The organism is Mycolicibacterium lutetiense, from assembly GCF_017876775.1.
Taxonomy (GTDB): Bacteria; Actinomycetota; Actinomycetes; order Mycobacteriales; family Mycobacteriaceae; genus Mycobacterium; species Mycobacterium lutetiense.
This window is the reverse complement of the sequence record NZ_JAGIOP010000002.1, coordinates 597,561-612,913: the sequence shown is the minus strand read 5'-3', so window position 1 is coordinate 612,913 and position 15,353 is coordinate 597,561. Positions and strand designations below refer to the sequence as shown.

Genomic DNA, 15,353 nt, shown 5'->3' with positions numbered 1-15,353 from the left:
GAAGAACAGACGATCATGAGCGCACGGGATGTGACGCTGGCCGATCTGCCGTTGCGGGAAAACCTGCGCGGGAAATCGCCCTACGGCGCTCCGCAACTGGTGGTGCCGGTGCGGCTCAACACCAATGAGAACCCGCACCCGCCGACCCAGGCTCTGATCGACGACGTCGCCGCATCGGTCCGCGAGGCGGCCGCCGAACTGCACCGCTATCCCGATCGTGACGCGGTGGCGTTACGCACTGATCTGGCCGCCTACCTCACCGCGGCCACCGGGGTGCCGCTCACTGTCGACAATCTCTGGGCGGCAAACGGTTCCAACGAGATCCTGCAGCAGCTGTTGCAGGCCTTCGGCGGGCCGGGACGCACCGCGATCGGGTTCGTGCCGTCGTATTCGATGCACCCGATCATCTCCGACGGCACCCAGACCGAGTGGCTGCAGGCCGCCCGTGCCGCCGATTTCGGGCTCGACGTAGACGTAGCGGTCGCCGCCATTACCGAGCGCAATCCCGACGTCGTATTCGTCACCAGCCCCAATAACCCTTCGGGACAGAGCATTCCGCTCGACGATCTGCGTCGGGTACTCGACGCCATGACCGGCGGCATTCTGATCGTCGACGAGGCCTACGGCGAGTTCTCGTCGCAGCCCAGTGCCGTGGCGTTGCTGGACGAGTACCCGGCCAAGCTCATCGTCAGCCGCACGATGAGCAAGGCCTTCGCCTTCGCCGGCGGGCGACTCGGCTACCTGGCCGCCGCACCCGCCGTGATCGACGCGCTACTGCTGGTGCGGTTGCCGTATCACCTGTCGATGCTCACCCAGGCCGCCGCACGAGCCGCGCTGCGGCACGCCGACGACACGCTGGGCAGCGTCGCGAAACTGGCCGCCGAACGTGATCGGGTGAGTGCCGAATTGGCCCGCCTGGGCTACCGGGTGATCCCGAGCGATGCGAATTTCGTGTTGTTCGGCGAGTTCTCCGACGCGCCGGCCAGCTGGCAGCGTTATCTGGACAAAGGCATCCTGATCCGCGACGTCGGCATCCCGCGATTCCTGCGCACCACCATCGGTCTGGCCGAGGAGAACGACGCATTCCTGGCCGCCAGTGCCGATCTGTCCGCCACCGAACTTCAGCCCGCCAACAGCCCGGTAGGAGCATCGTGACCCGTCGCGCGAAAGTCGAACGCAAGACCAGGGAATCCGACATCGTCGTCGAGATCGACCTCGACGGCACCGGTGTCGTCGACATCGACACCGGTGTCCCGTTCTTCGACCACATGTTGACCGCGCTGGGCACCCACGCCAGCTTCGACCTCACCGTGCACGCCAAAGGCGACATCGAGATCGAGGGACACCACACGATCGAGGACACCGCGATCGTCCTGGGCCAGGCGCTCGGCCAGGCGCTGGGGGACAAGAAGGGCATCCGCCGGTTCGGCGATGCCTTCATCCCGATGGACGAGTCTCTCGCGCATGCCGCCGTCGATGTGTCCGGGCGGCCCTACTTCGTGCACACCGGGGAACCCGAGTTCATGGTCGAGTTCACCATTGCCGGGTCGAATGCGCCGTACCACACGGTGATCAACCGGCACGTGTTCGAATCGTTGGCCTTCAACGCCCGCATCGCGTTGCACGTGCGCACCCTCTACGGTCGCGACCCGCACCACATCACCGAGGCGCAGTACAAGGCCGTGGCCCGCGCGTTGCGCCAGGCCGTCGAGTACGACGCCCGGGTCACCGGTGTTCCGTCGACCAAGGGCACTCTGTGACAAAGAACGTCGTCGTTCTCGACTACGGATCGGGCAACCTGCGCTCGGCTCAGCGCGCGCTGGAACGCGTCGGTGCCGATGTCGAGGTCACCGCTGATCCCGGGGCCGCTGCGGCAGCCGACGGGCTCGTGGTGCCGGGGGTCGGCGCGTTCGAGGCGTGTATGACCGGGCTCCGGGCGATCGGCGGCGAGAAGATCATCGCCGACCGTTTGCAGCACGGCCGCCCGGTGCTGGGGGTCTGTGTCGGTATGCAGATTCTGTTCGCCCGCGGCGTGGAGTTCGGCGTGGAGTCCACCGGATGCGGGCAGTGGCCGGGCTCGGTGACCCGACTGGACGCGCCGGTGATTCCGCACATGGGCTGGAATGTTGTCGACGCGGCGGCCGGCAGCACCCTGTTCAAGGGCCTCGACGCCGCTACGCGCTTCTATTTCGTGCATTCGTACGCTGCCCAGGAGTGGTCCGGTAATCCGGATGCACTGGTCACCTGGGCAACGCATCACGTGCCGTTCATCGCCGCCGTCGAAGACGGTGCGTTGTCGGCTACGCAATTTCATCCGGAGAAGAGTGGCGACGCCGGTGCGACGCTGCTCGCGAATTGGGTTGAGGGACTGTGAGTTTGATTCTGTTGCCGGCTGTCGATGTGGTGGACGGCAAGGCGGTGCGTCTGGTTCAGGGCAAGGCAGGCAGTGAAACCGATTACGGTTCGGCGCTGGAAGCCGCCGAGGCCTGGCAGCGGGACGGCGCCGAGTGGATCCACCTGGTGGACCTGGACGCCGCCTTCGGGCGCGGCAGCAACCGCGAACTGCTGGCCGATCTGGTCGGCAAGCTCGACGTGAAAGTCGAACTGTCCGGCGGCATCCGCGATGACGATTCGCTGAAGGCGGCCATGGACACCGGGTGCGCCCGGGTGAACATCGGCACCGCGGCGCTGGAAAGCCCCGAGTGGTGCCGCCGGGCCATCGCCGAATACGGCGACCGGGTGGCAGTCGGCCTGGACGTCCAGTTCGAGAACGACAGTTGGCGCCTGCGCGGTCGCGGCTGGGAAACCGACGGCGGCGATCTCTGGGAGGTCCTGGACCGCCTTGACCGCGAAGGGTGTTCGCGCTACGTCGTCACCGACGTCACCAAGGACGGCACCCTGACCGGACCCAACCTGGAACTGCTGGCGACGGTCGCCGACCGCACCGACGCCCCGATCATCGCCTCCGGCGGGGTGTCCAGCCTCGATGACCTCCGGGCAATCGCCACCTTGACCGGCCACGGTGTGGAGGGCGCGATCGTCGGGAAGGCGCTCTATGCGCAGCGATTCACTCTGCCGCAGGCGCTGGCCGCGGTCAGCGGATAAGCGAGGTGGGTGACCTGGATCCGTCGAAGCTGGCCGCACTGGTAGTTGCGGCCACCGAAATCCTCGACGCGGCGTCGGTGCCGTTCATCGCCGGGCACCGCGCCGATTCCGCGGTCACCAAGCAGGGCAACGACTTCGCCACCGAGGTCGATCTCGCGATCGAGCGGCAGGTGGTGCGGGCGCTGACCGAGGCCACCGGAATCGGCGTCCACGGCGAGGAGTTCGGCGGTGAGCCGATCGATTCGCCGTTGGTGTGGGTGCTCGACCCGATCGACGGCACGTTCAACTACGCGGCCGGGTCGCCGATGGCGGCGATCCTGCTCGGCCTGTTGGCCGACGGCGAGCCGGTGGCGGGCCTGACCTGGTTGCCGTTCACCGGTCAGCGGTATACGGCGCTGGCCGGAGGTCCGGTGCTGGATAACGGTGCCGTGCTGCCGCGGCTTGGTTCACCGACCCTGACCGATTCGATCATCGGTATCCAAACCTTCAACATCGACTCCCGCGGCCGATTCCCCGGCCGCTACCGGGTCGAGGTGTTGTCCAATCTGAGCCGCGTGTGCTCGCGGGTGCGGATGCACGGAGCCACCGGGGTGGACCTGGCCTACGTGGCGGCCGGGATCCTGGGCGGGGCGATCAGTTTCGGCCACCACATCTGGGACCATGCTGCCGGCGTCGCGCTGGTTCGCGCGGCCGGGGGCATCGTGACGGACCTGGCCGGCGATCCGTGGACGGCCGAATCGAAGTCGGCGCTTGCCGCCGCGCCCGGTGTGCACGAACGCATGCTGGAAATCGTGCAATCCGCTGGAAATCCGGAGGACTACCTGTGAGCACCACCAGTGACGTCGCGACCAGGGTCATCCCGTGCCTCGATGTCGACGCCGGCCGGGTGGTCAAGGGCGTCAACTTCGAGAACCTGCGCGACGCAGGTGATCCCGTCGAACTCGCGGCCGCCTACGACGCCGAAGGCGCTGACGAGCTGACCTTCCTGGACGTGACCGCGTCCTCGTCGGGCCGGTCGACCATGCTCGAGGTGGTCAAGCGCACCGCCGAGCAGGTGTTCATCCCGCTGACGGTCGGTGGCGGCGTGCGCGCTGTGGACGATGTCGACGTGCTGCTGCGGGCCGGGGCGGACAAGGTGTCGGTCAATACCGCCGCCATCGCACGCCCCGAACTGCTGGCCGAGATGGCGCGCCAGTTCGGCTCTCAGTGCATCGTGCTCAGCGTCGACGCGCGCACCGTGCCGGCCGGCGAGCAGCCCACCCCCTCGGGGTGGGAGGTGACCACCCACGGTGGGCGCCGCGGTACTGGGATCGACGCGATCGAGTGGGCCGCCCGTGGCGCCGAACTCGGGGTCGGCGAGATCCTGCTCAACTCGATGGACCGCGACGGCACCAAGGCCGGATTTGACCTGCCGATGCTGCACGCGGTGCGTGCAGCGGTCGGCGTCCCGGTGATCGCCAGCGGTGGAGCCGGTGCGGTGGCCGATTTCGCGCCCGCCGTGCACGCCGGCGCGGATGCGGTACTGGCCGCCAGCGTGTTCCACTTCCGGGAATTGACCATCGCCCAGGTGAAGGCGGCGATGGCAGCAGAAGGGATCATCGTCCGATGAGCCTGGACCCGGCCATCGCGGCACGTTTGAAACGCAATGCCGACGGACTGTTCAGCGCCGTGGCGCAGGAACGGTCCACCGGCCAGGTTCTGATGGTCGCCTGGATGGACGACGACGCCCTGGCCCGCACCCTGGAAACCCGTGAGGCCACGTACTTTTCGCGCTCGCGCGGCGAACAGTGGGTCAAAGGTCTGACGTCGGGGCACACCCAGTACGTGCACTCGGTCCGCCTGGACTGCGACGGCGACACGGTGTTGCTCGAGGTCGATCAGACCGGCGCGGCCTGCCACACCGGTGCCCACACCTGCTTCGACGCGGATGTGCTGCTGTCCGACGGCTGACGCCGCAACCTGGTCCTAGGAAGAAGCGACCGCGAAGAGACGCCATTCGCCGGGCACACCCTTGAGTTCGTGAGCGCCGCGGTCCTCGAACTCGATGCTCGAATCTCTTCGTTCCATGGCATGTCCGGATTGATCAAACGTTGGAACCCGCCCGTTCCCCACATACCGACCATGGTCGCTGTCGCTTCCTCGGGATCGAGCGGGCCGCCGACGGGAGTTGCGTAGCATTCGAGGGCCACCAAGGCTTTCGTGCGGGATGGGTGTGATCGGAAGCTCCGGTCCCTGGTTGGTCCAAGAAGATGAGTCTGCCGAGCGAGGTCATCGCATCGATCCACCCTTGCATCGAGGGCAATTCGGGAATGACTTCACAACATGTGAACCAGTTCGGTACGAACACGATGTCACGCGGACCTTCACGCGACGCGCGGTAGGCGACGCGCAGGTCTCCGGTGCGCGCGTAGCGCGTCTCCGAGAACACTGCCGAAGTGTAAGCCGCACAGGGGGACGGGCGGTGCGTATCGGCGGCGTTTATGCTGCTCACGGACGTCGTGCGGACGTGATCTTCAGCCCGCTCAAAGGTGACGACCTGAGTTCCAGCCCGTTTGCCAGGCGGACAATCGACCCGTCGGTACCGGACCCGGGTCCTGCCGGACCACCGTTCGGGTTGGAGCCTCCCTTTTCACACGCCATCGCGCGTTGCGGTGTCCGAACTTGTCGGTGTCATCGGCAACAATGACGGGGTGACTGACAGCGCCGCGATCCGCAAAGCGCGCGGTGCGTTTTTCACTCCACCCGAGATCACGCGTTACCTGACCCGGTGGGCAATCCGGTCCTCCGACGATTCCGTCTTCGAACCTGCGGCCGGGGAGGCAGCGTTCGTGGTCGAGGCGGTTACCCGGTTGACCGAATTGGGCGCCGCCCGGCCGAGGGTCGACGGGGTGGAGCTCCACGCGGCCAGTGCGACCACTGCCCGCAGGCGCGTTGCCGCCGCCGGCGGTACGGCCCGTATCAGGACGGCCGACTTCTTCACTGTCGAACCGCGCGCTGAGTACACCGCGGTCATTGGCAACCCGCCCTACATCCGCTATCAGGAGTTTCGCGGCGCCACCCGGGCACAGTCGCGCCGGGCCGCGCTCAAGGCCGGAGTCACGCTGTCGGGGCTGGCGTCGAGTTGGGCTGCATTCACCGTGCACGCCGCTTTGTTCCTGCGGCCGGGCGGCCGCCTGGCTCTGGTGCTGCCCGCCGAACTGCTCAGCGTCAACTACGCGGCGGCGGTGCGGAAGTTCCTGTTCGACCGGTTCGCCAGCGTCGAATTGGTCATGTTCGACGAGCAGGTGTTTCCCGAGGCCGAGGCCGACGTGGTGCTACTGCTCGCCGACGGGTTCGGCGGAGGGCCCTGCGGGCATGCCGTCATCCATCGGGCCCGCAACGCGGACTCACTGACATCTGAACTCGCGCAGCGGCGTTGGGCGCCACGCGATCCCGCCGACAAGTGGGTCAGCGGCCTGATCGGTAGTGCACCGGTGGACGCGATCCATGGCCTGCACACCGATGGGCACTTCTCGGTGCTGGAGGGTTGGGGAGACACCACGCTGGGCATGGTGACAGGAAACAACAGCTTCTTCGCGCTATCACCGGAACGAGTGAGCGAACTGGGGTTGCGCAACCCTGACCTGCTGCCGCTGTCGCCGCCGGGCAGCGCACACCTGCGCGGCCTGACGTTGTCGGCCGATCAGTTGGCCCGCCTGGGGGAGGACGGCCGGTCCATCCACCTGTTCCGGCCGGCCGGTCAACCGTCGGCCGCTGCGCAGCGCTACATCGACGCCGGCCACGCGGCCGGCGTGCACCTGGCCTACAAGTGCCGGGTGCGCCGGCCCTGGTATCTGGTCCCACTGGTGAAGCCGGCTGACCTGCTGTTGACCTGTATGAACGCCGACACCCCACGGCTGGTCACCAACCGGGCCCAGGCACACCACCTCAACTCGGTACACGGCGTGTACCTGCGCGACGAGGTGCGGACCCTGGGCCGGGACATGCTCGGGTTGGCCGCCCTCAACTCGGTGACCGTGCTGCACGCCGAGATCGTCGGCCGCTCCTACGGCGGCGGCATCCTCAAGATCGAGCCTCGTGAGGCCGACCGGTGGCTGGTTCCGTCGCCCGATCTGGTGGCCGCACGCGCCGGCGAGTTGCGGGCCGTGCGCCGACGAGTCGGCGGGCTGCTGGAACGCGGCGGGCTCCTGGAGGCGACCCGCATCGTCGACGACGCGTTGGGACTTCCCGCCCGAATCGCCCTGGAACCTGTTCGGACAGCGCGCGATTCATTGGCGACCCGCCGAACGGTAAGGTCTCGGCGTGCCCGCTGAACCGTCGACCAAAGCCACCGCGTGGGCCATCTTCGACCGGATCGTGGCCGACGCGGCACCCGGGGGCGTGCACACCAACCCCTGGGTGCGTAACGCGGGAGAGCGGACCTTCGTCCCGGATTTCCGGGTGCTACGCAGGCTGCTCGGGGTGCCGTTGTTCCTGGACGCGCCGTCCACCACCGGAGTTCCGGCGCTAGCCCTGGATGTATGGCTGTCCTACGAGTTGCGGCGCGCCGGGTTCGATCCGGACGCGGTGTGGCCGCGCCCCACCGATCCGCGAATCATGCCCAGCGCCATCTCCAGTCTGCTCGAGGCGCTGCCGCAAAAGGAACGCCACCTCATCGAGCAGCGGCTGCGCCGGTCGATGAAAGGCGTTGCCGCATCGAGCGCGAGCGTGCTGGGCAAGCACTACATGAAGCAGGTCGATGTGGTGATGTCGGACTGGGACACCGGCCCGGAATTGCTGATCAGCACCAAACGGATGGATTCCAGCTTCGGTAAGAACGCCGCCAACCGGGTCGAGGAAAGTTACGGCGACGCCAAGAATCTGCGGCTGCGCCACCCGCTTTCGGCGCTCGGATTCGTCTACGGTCTGCGCTCGACGATCCTGAGCACCGAGCCGGACAAGGCCGAATGGCTGATCGATCTGCTCGGCAAGCTCGGCACCGAGGACGATGCGTATCACGCGGTGGCGCTGGTGATGATCGACTACGACGTCGAGGTCACCGAAACCGCCGGCGAGGAAGTCGACAGCATCGACAAGGCCGAGCCGGAAACCCTGTTCGAGATTGTCGATGTCGCCACGGCTGCTGTTGACGAGGCTTTGGCAGCCCTGCCCGACATCGCCATCCGGCATGACGTGGTGCCGCCCGAGCTTCAGCCGTCACGTTTCCTGGCAACCATGGTCAACCGCGTCATCGACACCACCCCGGTGACCCGGCACCGTGAGGCGCGCCGGCGTCGAAACGCCCCGGCCGAAGGCTGAGCAGCCGCTACAGCACCCGCGAGCTGGCCTTGGCTCGCGCACTCCAGCGACCGTCCTGATATCCCACCACCACGGGGTGGGCGAAGGCCTCGCTGACGTGTTCGGTGTTGACGACGTCGCGGGCCGGCCCGCTGGCGACCGTGCGTCCCTGGGAGATCAGCAGGGCGTGCGTGGTGCTGGTGGGCAGCTCCTCGAGGTGATGGGTGACCAGGATCGAGGCCATGTCCGGGTGTGAGTCATCCAGGGTGTCAAGGGTTTCCAGCAGCTGCTCACGGGCTGCGACGTCCAGGCCGGTGGTCGGCTCGTCCAACAGGAGCAGCTGCGGATCGGCGATCAACGCCCGCGCGATCAGGGTGCGGCCGCGCTCGCCCTGGGACAGCGTGGGCCACAGCGCGTCGGTGCGGGCCGAGAGTCCCACGGTGTCGATCAGTTCCTCGGCCCGACGTATCTGCTCGGCGGTGGGCGTCCAATGCGCGGCAATGTCGATGGTGGCGGTGATGCCGGTGAGCACCACCTCGCGCACGGTGAGCGGATACTGCAGGCGATGCCGCGGATTCACATGGCCGATGGACCGGCGCAGCACGGCCAGGTCGGTGCGGCCCATCTGGCCGCCGAGCACCTGCACGGTGCCTGAGGTCGGAAACGTCACGGCGGCACAGAAACCCAACAGGGTGCTCTTGCCGGCGCCGTTGGGTCCCAGCAGCGCCCAGTGCTCACCGGGCTGCACGGTCAGGGAGATGCCGTCGATGATCTGCTTGCCTTCGCGGCGGAACGTCACATCGGCGATGTCGAGAACCGCGGTCATGCGAAGGACTCCTTCATCGAGCTCAAATGGGTTCGGCTGGCGGATGCGGCGGCCTGAGGATCCCGGGCGGCGATCGCATCGGCCAACTGCTCGTGCAGGTCGTGATCGCACGGTTCGGAGGCGATCGGACGGATCTTGAGCATGTCGATCATCGCCAGCCGGAGCCTGGGCAGGAACGCGTCGAACAACTGGATCAGCACCTCGTTGTGGGCTGCGGCGATCACTGTGCGGTGAAACGCCATGTCCGAGTCGACGTGATCGGGTACCGATTGGCCGACCACACCGCGGGCCGCCAGGGTGCGACGGATCGCGCGCAGATCGGCGGGAGTACGCCGGGTGGCGGCAAGCGCGGCGGCCTCGGCTTCGATGGCGATGCGCGCCTCGATCACCGACACGATGGTCGAGCGGCGCAGCACGGTGTCCCAGTCTTCGGCGGCGTCGAGCGCCGTCACGAACACCCCGGCGCCCTGACGGCTCTCCAGTACGCCCTTGCCGGACAGTTCACGGATCGCTTCGCGCAGGGTGGAGCGGCCCACGCCGAGCTGAGCGGCCAGGGTCGTCTCACCGGGAAGTCGATGGCCCAGCGGCCACTCGCCCTGGCGGATGCGCGTCAGGAGAAGGTGGGCGGTCTGGGTCGCCAATGGGTGACGCTGAACTTGGGACGTCATCACAACCTGTCTACTTGTCTGAGGAGTTGTGTAGAGTCTAGCCATCATGACGCGCGTCCTGCTCCTTAGCCGCCGCGGCGGGGCCTGAATCGACCGGCCCCCTGCCGTGGGGCTGCGTCGCGCCGGTCGAAACTTCATCCGACCGAAAGCACCCTCATGACTAATTCCACTTTTCCCACCATCGACACCCCGGCCGGAGATGTCCCGGCCAACGCGCCGGGCTGGAACCGGCAGCGTCACTCCCAAATGCCCTCGTACCGCTACGCCGAGGTGTATGACCGCGTCGAAGTGCCCCTGGTTCAACGTGATTGGCCCACGGCCCGGATGGTGTCCGCTCCATTGTGGGTGCCGGTGGATCTGCGTGACGGCAATCAGGCGCTGGCCGAGCCGATGGACCCGTCCCGCAAACGCCGCTTCTTCGAACTGCTGGTGGCCATGGGCTACAAGGAGATCGAGGTCGGATACCCCTCGGCGTCGCAGACCGACTTCGACTTCGTCAGGTTGCTCGCAGAATCCGACATCGCCCCGCCGGACGTCACCATCGTGGTCTTCGTCCCGGCGCGGCGCGACCTGATCGAGCGCACCGTGGACTCGGTGCGTGGCATCCGCAACGACGTCGTCATCCACATGTACACCGCCACCGCGCCCACCTGGCGCGACGTCGTACTGGGGAAGGGCCGCACCGAACTGCGGGACCTGATCCTGGCCGGCGCGCGTGACGTCCTCGAATTCACCGACGGCATGCCGAATGTGCGGTTCGAGTTCTCCCCGGAGGTGTTCAACCTCACCGAGCCTGACTACGTGCTGGAGCTGTGCGACGCGGTGACCGAGCTGTGGCGCGCCACCCCGGACCGTCCGGTCATCCTGAACCTGCCCGCCACCGTCGAGATCGCCACCCCGAACGTCTATGCCGACCAGATCGAGTACATGCACCGCAACCTGCCTCGTCGGGACAGCGTCATCCTCTCGGTGCACCCGCACAACGACCGGGGGACCGGGGTCGCCTGCGCCGAGCTGGCGGTACTCGCTGGTGCGCAGCGGGTCGAAGGTTGCGTGTTCGGCAACGGTGAACGCACCGGCAACGTCGACATCGCCACCCTGGCGCTGAATCTGCATGCCCAGGGTGTGGATCCGATGATCGACTTCTCCGACATCGACGAGATCGCGCGGACAGTCAGTCACTGCACCCGCATGCCGATTCACGAGCGCCATCCCTATGTGGGCGACATGGTGCACACGGCGTTCTCGGGAACCCACCAGGATGCGATCAAGAAGGGTTTCGCCGAACATCGCCGACGTGCCGCCGACACCGGGCAGCCGGAGAATGAAATCGATTGGCGGGTGCCGTATCTGCCGATCGACCCGGCCGACATCGGCCGTACCTACGACGCGGTGATCCGGGTGAACTCACAATCCGGCAAGGGCGGGATCGCCTACCTGCTGGCAGCCGAATACGGGTTGGAGCTGCCCCGCCGCCTGCAGATCGATTTCGCCCGTCATGTCCAGGCACACACCGACGAAAGTGGTGCGGAAGTCACCGCCGCCGAGTTGTTCGAACTGTTCGAGGCCGCCTATCTCGATCACGGCGGGCCGGTGCAACTCAAGGACTGGCATACCGGCGGCGACGGTGCAGCCGCCGCCACCGACCTCACGCTGGTGTGCGACGGCCGTACCGCGACCAGCAGCCACCGCGGCATCGGTCCGGTGGACGCGCTGCGGGCCGCACTCGAGGAGATCGGCCATTCGGTCGAGGTGTTGAGCCTGACCCAGCAGTCGATCGGCAGCACCGCCGTCAGCTACCTGGAGTACCGGTCGGCCGGCCGCACCGGATGGGCGTGCGGGCGCAGCGATTCGGTGCTCGCAGCGTCGATGGCGGCGGTGCTGCGGGCGGTCAACGTGCCTTGAGCACTTCCAGCGCCTTGTCGGCATGGGTATCCATGCTGATCTCGCTGGAGATCACCCCGAGCACAGTGCGGTCGGTACCGATGACGAACGTGGTCCGCTTGACCGGCATGAGCTTGCCGAGCAGGCCACGCTTCACCCCGAACTGGGCCGCCACCTTGCCGTCGGCATCCGAGAGCAGCGGGTAGTCGAAGTTCTGGATGTCGGCGAACTTGGCCTGTTTGGCGACCGGGTCGGTGCTGATTCCGACCCGGTTCGCCCCGGCGGCAGTGAACTCGCCGGCCAGATCACGGAAGTGACAGGCCTCCTTCGTGCATCCTGGAGTCATCGCCGCCGGATAGAAGAACAGCACCACCGGGCCGTCGGCGAGCAGGCTCGTCAGGCTGCGAATCGTGCCGGTCTGGTCCGGGAGCTCGAAGTCGGGAGCGGTGTCACCGGTCCTGATCTGTGTCATGGTCGGTCACGCTACGCCGTCTGCATGCCAGTCCTGCTCGGTCGATCTGGGAGGATTGGTCTGTGCAAACCACCCCCGACAGCCTCAACCGCACCACATCGCGCGAGGATTTCCGGGCGCTGGCCGCTGAGCACCGTGTGGTCCCGGTGACCCGCAAGGTGCTGGCCGACAGCGAGACGCCGTTATCCGCGTACCGCAAGCTCGCCGCCAACCGTCCCGGCACATTCCTGCTGGAATCGGCCGAGAACGGTCGCTCGTGGTCTCGATGGTCGTTCATCGGCGCCGGTGCCCCCTCGGCCCTCACAGTGCGCGACGACCACGCGGTGTGGCTGGGTACGGCCCCCAAGGATGCGCCCAGCGGCGGCGAACCGTTGGCGGCGTTGCGGGCCACGCTGGATCTGCTGCAGACCGAGGCGGTGCCGGACCTGCCGCCGCTGTCCTCGGGGTTGGTGGGCTATTTCGCCTACGACATGGTGCGCCGGCTGGAGCGGCTCCCGGAGCTCGCCGTCGACGATCTGGGCCTACCTGACATGGTGCTGCTGCTGGCCACCGACATCGCCGCCGTCGACCACCACGAGGGCACCATCACCCTGATCGCCAACGCGGTGAACTGGAACGGCACCGACGAGCGCGTCGACGAGGCCTACGAGGACGCGGTGCGACGCCTCGATGTGATGACCGCCGCGCTGGGGCAGCCGCTGCCGTCCACAGTGGCCACATTCAGCCGGCCTGCACCTGACCACCGCGCGCAGCGCACGGTGGAGGAATACACCGCGATCGTGGAGAAACTGGTCGGCGACATAGAGGCCGGCGAAGCCTTCCAGGTGGTGCCGTCGCAGCGGTTCGAAATGGACACTGCCGCCGACCCGATTGACGTCTACCGGATGCTGCGGGTCACCAACCCGAGCCCCTACATGTACCTGCTCAACGTCCCCGATGCCGATGGCGGACTGGACTTTTCGGTCGTCGGCTCCAGCCCCGAGGCGCTGGTCACGGTGAAAGACGGCCGGGCTACCACGCACCCGATCGCCGGCACGCGGTGGCGCGGCGACACCGAGGAAGAAGACGTCCTGCTGGAAAAGGAGCTGCTGGCCGACGAGAAGGAACGCGCCGAGCACCTGATGCTGGTGGATCTGGGCCGCAACGATCTGGGGCGGGTGTGCCGCCCGGGCACAGTTCGGGTCGAGGATTACAGCCACATCGAGCGCTACAGCCACGTGATGCACCTGGTGTCCACGGTGACCGGGGAGTTGGCGGAAGGGAAGACCGCACTGGATGCGGTGACCGCGTGTTTCCCCGCGGGCACCCTGTCGGGGGCGCCCAAGGTGCGGGCCATGGAGTTGATCGAAGAGGTCGAAATGACCCGACGCGGCCTTTACGGCGGCGTCCTGGGCTACCTGGACTTCGCGGGCAATGCCGACTTCGCGATTGCCATCCGGACCGCGCTGATGCGTGACGGCACGGCCTACGTGCAGGCCGGCGGGGGTGTCGTGGCCGATTCCAACGGCCCCTACGAGTACAACGAATCGGCGAACAAGGCGAAAGCCGTGCTCAATGCCATTGCCGCCGCCGACACATTGGCCGAGCCGTGACCCGGGTGGCGCAGGCGCTGTTCGTCGTCGCGGCGGTGGTGCTGTGGGTCACGTCGCGGATGACCTGGGTCTCGGTGACGTCGTTCGACGGGCTGGGCCAGCCGAAGGCCACGGCGTTGACCGGCGCATCCTGGTCGACGGCATTGATCCCGCTGGCGTTGCTGGTGCTGGCGGCCGCGGTCGCGGTGCTGGCCCTGCACGGCTGGGCGCTGCGGCTGCTCGCGCTGCTGATCGCCGCTGCTAGCGCCGGGATGGGGTACCTGGGGATCAGCCTGTGGGTGATCAAAGATGTGGCGCAGCGGGCTGCTGAACTGGCAGCCGTTCCGGTGTCCCAGCTGACCGCCGCCGGGGGCGGGACGAGTCGCTCCTACGGGGGCGCAGTGCTGACCCTGGTGGCGGCGGTGTGCGCGCTGCTCGGTGCGGTGCTGCTGATGCGGTCGGCAAACGGTGCGAAGCGCGGCATTGCGGGCCGCTATGCCGCGCCCGCGGCGCGGCGCGAGGCGGCGAGGGCAGACAGCGGCGATGAGCCGATGTCGGAGCGAATGCTGTGGGATGCGTTGGACGAAGGTCAGGATCCGACCGGCGACGGCGGCGATCCGGACAGTAAGGGCCGGTGAATGGTGAAGGTGTGGCGACGGCTACCCTTCCTGGGAGGGCAACCGGGACCGGCCCGGAGGCACCAGAGAGGAACCGACGGGCGATGAGTGCGGCGACAGTGCTCGACTCCATCATCGAGGGAGTCCGCGCCGACGTAGCTGCTCGCGAGGCCGTCGTCAGCCTGGCTGAGATCAAGGCGCGGGCCCAGGATGCACCTGCACCGCTCAACGTGATGGCTGCGTTGCGGGAACCAGGAATCGCCGTGATCGCCGAGGTGAAGCGGGCGAGTCCTTCGCGGGGCGAGTTGGCCAATATCGCCGACCCGGCACACCTGGCGCGGGCTTACGAAGCCGGCGGTGCGCGGGCGATCAGCGTGCTCACCGAGCAGCGCAGGTTCAACGGCTCGCTGGACGACTTGGACGCGGTGCGGGCTGCAGTGTCAATTCCGGTGTTGCGCAAGGACTTTATCGTCAAGCCGTACCAGATTCATGAAGCTCGGGCGCACGGTGCGGACCTGTTGCTGCTCATTGTGGCGGCGCTGGAGCAATCGGTGTTGGAATCGCTGCTGGAGCGCACGGAATCCCTCGGGATGACGGCTCTGGTGGAGGTGCATACCGAAGAAGAGGCCGACCGGGCGTTGCAGGCCGGCGCCAAGGTCATCGGTGTCAACGCCCGCGACCTCAAGACGCTGACTGTCGACCGCGACTGCTTCGCTCGCATCGCCCCCGGGTTGCCCAGCAACGTCATCCGCGTCGCGGAGTCCGGAATACGTGGAACCGCTGACCTGCTGGCGTATGCCGGCGCGGGTGCCGATGCCGTGCTGGTCGGTGAGGGCCTGGTGACCAGCGGAGATCCCCGCACCGCGGTCGCCGATCTGGTCACCGCCGGTACGCACCCGTCCTGCCCGAAACCGGCTCGCTGAACCAGGCAAT

At 67.4% G+C, this 15,353-nt stretch carries 16 protein-coding genes; 13 read left to right on the top strand and 3 right to left on the bottom strand.

Going from position 1 to position 15,353, the window contains the following annotated elements:
- The first annotated feature begins 15 nt into the window (after positions 1-15).
- From JOF57_RS12255 to JOF57_RS12215, 9 genes are all read left to right on the top strand, one after another.
- Complete coding sequence (locus tag JOF57_RS12255; RefSeq protein WP_209916765.1) at positions 16-1,155, top strand: histidinol-phosphate transaminase; 1,140 nt, start codon at positions 16-18, stop codon at positions 1,153-1,155.
- Positions 1,152-1,760: an imidazoleglycerol-phosphate dehydratase HisB gene (gene hisB / locus JOF57_RS12250; protein ID WP_209916763.1), complete on the top strand. Its 609-nt coding sequence runs from the start codon at positions 1,152-1,154 to the stop codon at positions 1,758-1,760. The genes JOF57_RS12255 and hisB overlap by 4 nt, the downstream gene beginning before the upstream one ends.
- Positions 1,757-2,374: an imidazole glycerol phosphate synthase subunit HisH gene (gene hisH, locus JOF57_RS12245; RefSeq protein ID WP_209916761.1), complete on the top strand. Its 618-nt coding sequence runs from the start codon at positions 1,757-1,759 to the stop codon at positions 2,372-2,374. Before hisB ends, hisH begins: the two co-directional genes overlap by 4 nt.
- Entirely contained in the window at positions 2,371-3,105 is a 735-nt protein-coding gene (gene priA / locus JOF57_RS12240; protein WP_209916759.1) for a bifunctional 1-(5-phosphoribosyl)-5-((5-phosphoribosylamino)methylideneamino)imidazole-4-carboxamide isomerase/phosphoribosylanthranilate isomerase PriA, read from the top strand. The genes hisH and priA overlap by 4 nt, the downstream gene beginning before the upstream one ends.
- Positions 3,102-3,932, top strand: coding sequence for an inositol monophosphatase family protein (locus JOF57_RS12235; RefSeq protein ID WP_209923299.1), 831 nt, complete (start codon positions 3,102-3,104; stop codon positions 3,930-3,932). Before priA ends, JOF57_RS12235 begins: the two co-directional genes overlap by 4 nt.
- Positions 3,929-4,714 carry an imidazole glycerol phosphate synthase subunit HisF gene (gene hisF, locus JOF57_RS12230; RefSeq protein ID WP_209916757.1) on the top strand — a complete coding sequence of 262 codons (786 nt, stop codon included), beginning with the start codon at positions 3,929-3,931 and terminating at the stop codon, positions 4,712-4,714. The genes JOF57_RS12235 and hisF overlap by 4 nt, the downstream gene beginning before the upstream one ends.
- Positions 4,711-5,055, top strand: coding sequence for a phosphoribosyl-AMP cyclohydrolase (hisI, locus tag JOF57_RS12225; protein WP_209916755.1), 345 nt, complete (start codon positions 4,711-4,713; stop codon positions 5,053-5,055). The genes hisF and hisI overlap by 4 nt, the downstream gene beginning before the upstream one ends.
- 740 nt (positions 5,056-5,795) lie before the next feature.
- Positions 5,796-7,418, top strand: a complete 1,623-nt coding sequence (locus JOF57_RS12220) for an N-6 DNA methylase (protein WP_307870007.1) — start codon at positions 5,796-5,798, stop codon at positions 7,416-7,418.
- Complete coding sequence (locus JOF57_RS12215) at positions 7,408-8,403, top strand: hypothetical protein (RefSeq protein WP_209916751.1); 996 nt, start codon at positions 7,408-7,410, stop codon at positions 8,401-8,403. The genes JOF57_RS12220 and JOF57_RS12215 overlap by 11 nt, the downstream gene beginning before the upstream one ends.
- A gap of 7 nt (positions 8,404-8,410) precedes the next feature.
- Here JOF57_RS12215 and JOF57_RS12210 read toward each other — a convergent pair whose 3' ends face one another.
- On the bottom strand, positions 8,411-9,208 hold the full coding sequence (locus JOF57_RS12210; protein WP_209916749.1) for an ABC transporter ATP-binding protein: 798 nt from the start codon (positions 9,206-9,208) through the stop codon (positions 8,411-8,413).
- Positions 9,205-9,876 carry a FadR/GntR family transcriptional regulator gene (locus tag JOF57_RS12205; protein WP_209916748.1) on the bottom strand — a complete coding sequence of 224 codons (672 nt, stop codon included), beginning with the start codon at positions 9,874-9,876 and terminating at the stop codon, positions 9,205-9,207. The genes JOF57_RS12210 and JOF57_RS12205 overlap by 4 nt, the downstream gene beginning before the upstream one ends.
- A gap of 156 nt (positions 9,877-10,032) precedes the next feature.
- Between JOF57_RS12205 and JOF57_RS12200 the strand changes: the two genes are divergently transcribed.
- Positions 10,033-11,781 carry a 2-isopropylmalate synthase gene (locus JOF57_RS12200; protein ID WP_234938118.1) on the top strand — a complete coding sequence of 583 codons (1,749 nt, stop codon included), beginning with the start codon at positions 10,033-10,035 and terminating at the stop codon, positions 11,779-11,781.
- On the opposite strand, the gene JOF57_RS12195 is transcribed toward JOF57_RS12200, so the two are convergent.
- Positions 11,768-12,232 carry a peroxiredoxin gene (locus JOF57_RS12195; RefSeq protein ID WP_234938117.1) on the bottom strand — a complete coding sequence of 155 codons (465 nt, stop codon included), beginning with the start codon at positions 12,230-12,232 and terminating at the stop codon, positions 11,768-11,770. The two genes, JOF57_RS12200 and JOF57_RS12195, sit on opposite strands and share 14 nt — an antisense overlap.
- Before the next feature lie 44 nt (positions 12,233-12,276).
- On the opposite strand from JOF57_RS12195, the gene JOF57_RS12190 reads away from it, so the two are divergent.
- The 3 genes from JOF57_RS12190 to trpC all read left to right on the top strand — a co-directional run bounded on the left by JOF57_RS12190 (position 12,277) and on the right by trpC (position 15,343).
- Positions 12,277-13,824: an anthranilate synthase component I gene (locus JOF57_RS12190; protein WP_407666630.1), complete on the top strand. Its 1,548-nt coding sequence runs from the start codon at positions 12,277-12,279 to the stop codon at positions 13,822-13,824.
- Complete coding sequence (locus JOF57_RS12185) at positions 13,821-14,441, top strand: TIGR02234 family membrane protein (protein WP_209916742.1); 621 nt, start codon at positions 13,821-13,823, stop codon at positions 14,439-14,441. Before JOF57_RS12190 ends, JOF57_RS12185 begins: the two co-directional genes overlap by 4 nt.
- A gap of 83 nt (positions 14,442-14,524) precedes the next feature.
- Positions 14,525-15,343 (top strand): indole-3-glycerol phosphate synthase TrpC, encoded by an 819-nt coding sequence (gene trpC, locus JOF57_RS12180; protein ID WP_209916740.1) that lies wholly within the window; start codon positions 14,525-14,527, stop codon positions 15,341-15,343.
- The last annotated feature ends 10 nt before the right edge of the window (positions 15,344-15,353 follow it).

Bases quoted from the DNA above. Each gene is read 5' to 3' on its own strand.
- JOF57_RS12210 (WP_209916749.1), bottom strand. From the start codon at position 9,208: ATGACCGCGGTTCTCGACATCGCCGATGTGACGTTCCGCCGCGAAGGC.
- JOF57_RS12205 (WP_209916748.1), bottom strand. From the start codon at position 9,876: ATGACGTCCCAAGTTCAGCGTCACCCATTGGCGACCCAGACCGCCCAC.
- JOF57_RS12195 (WP_234938117.1), bottom strand. From the start codon at position 12,232: ATGACACAGATCAGGACCGGTGACACCGCTCCCGACTTCGAGCTCCCG.
- JOF57_RS12255 (WP_209916765.1), top strand. From the start codon at position 16: ATGAGCGCACGGGATGTGACGCTGGCCGATCTGCCGTTGCGGGAAAAC.
- JOF57_RS12200 (WP_234938118.1), top strand. From the start codon at position 10,033: ATGACTAATTCCACTTTTCCCACCATCGACACCCCGGCCGGAGATGTC.
- hisI (WP_209916755.1), top strand. From the start codon at position 4,711: ATGAGCCTGGACCCGGCCATCGCGGCACGTTTGAAACGCAATGCCGAC.
- trpC (WP_209916740.1), top strand. From the start codon at position 14,525: ATGAGTGCGGCGACAGTGCTCGACTCCATCATCGAGGGAGTCCGCGCC.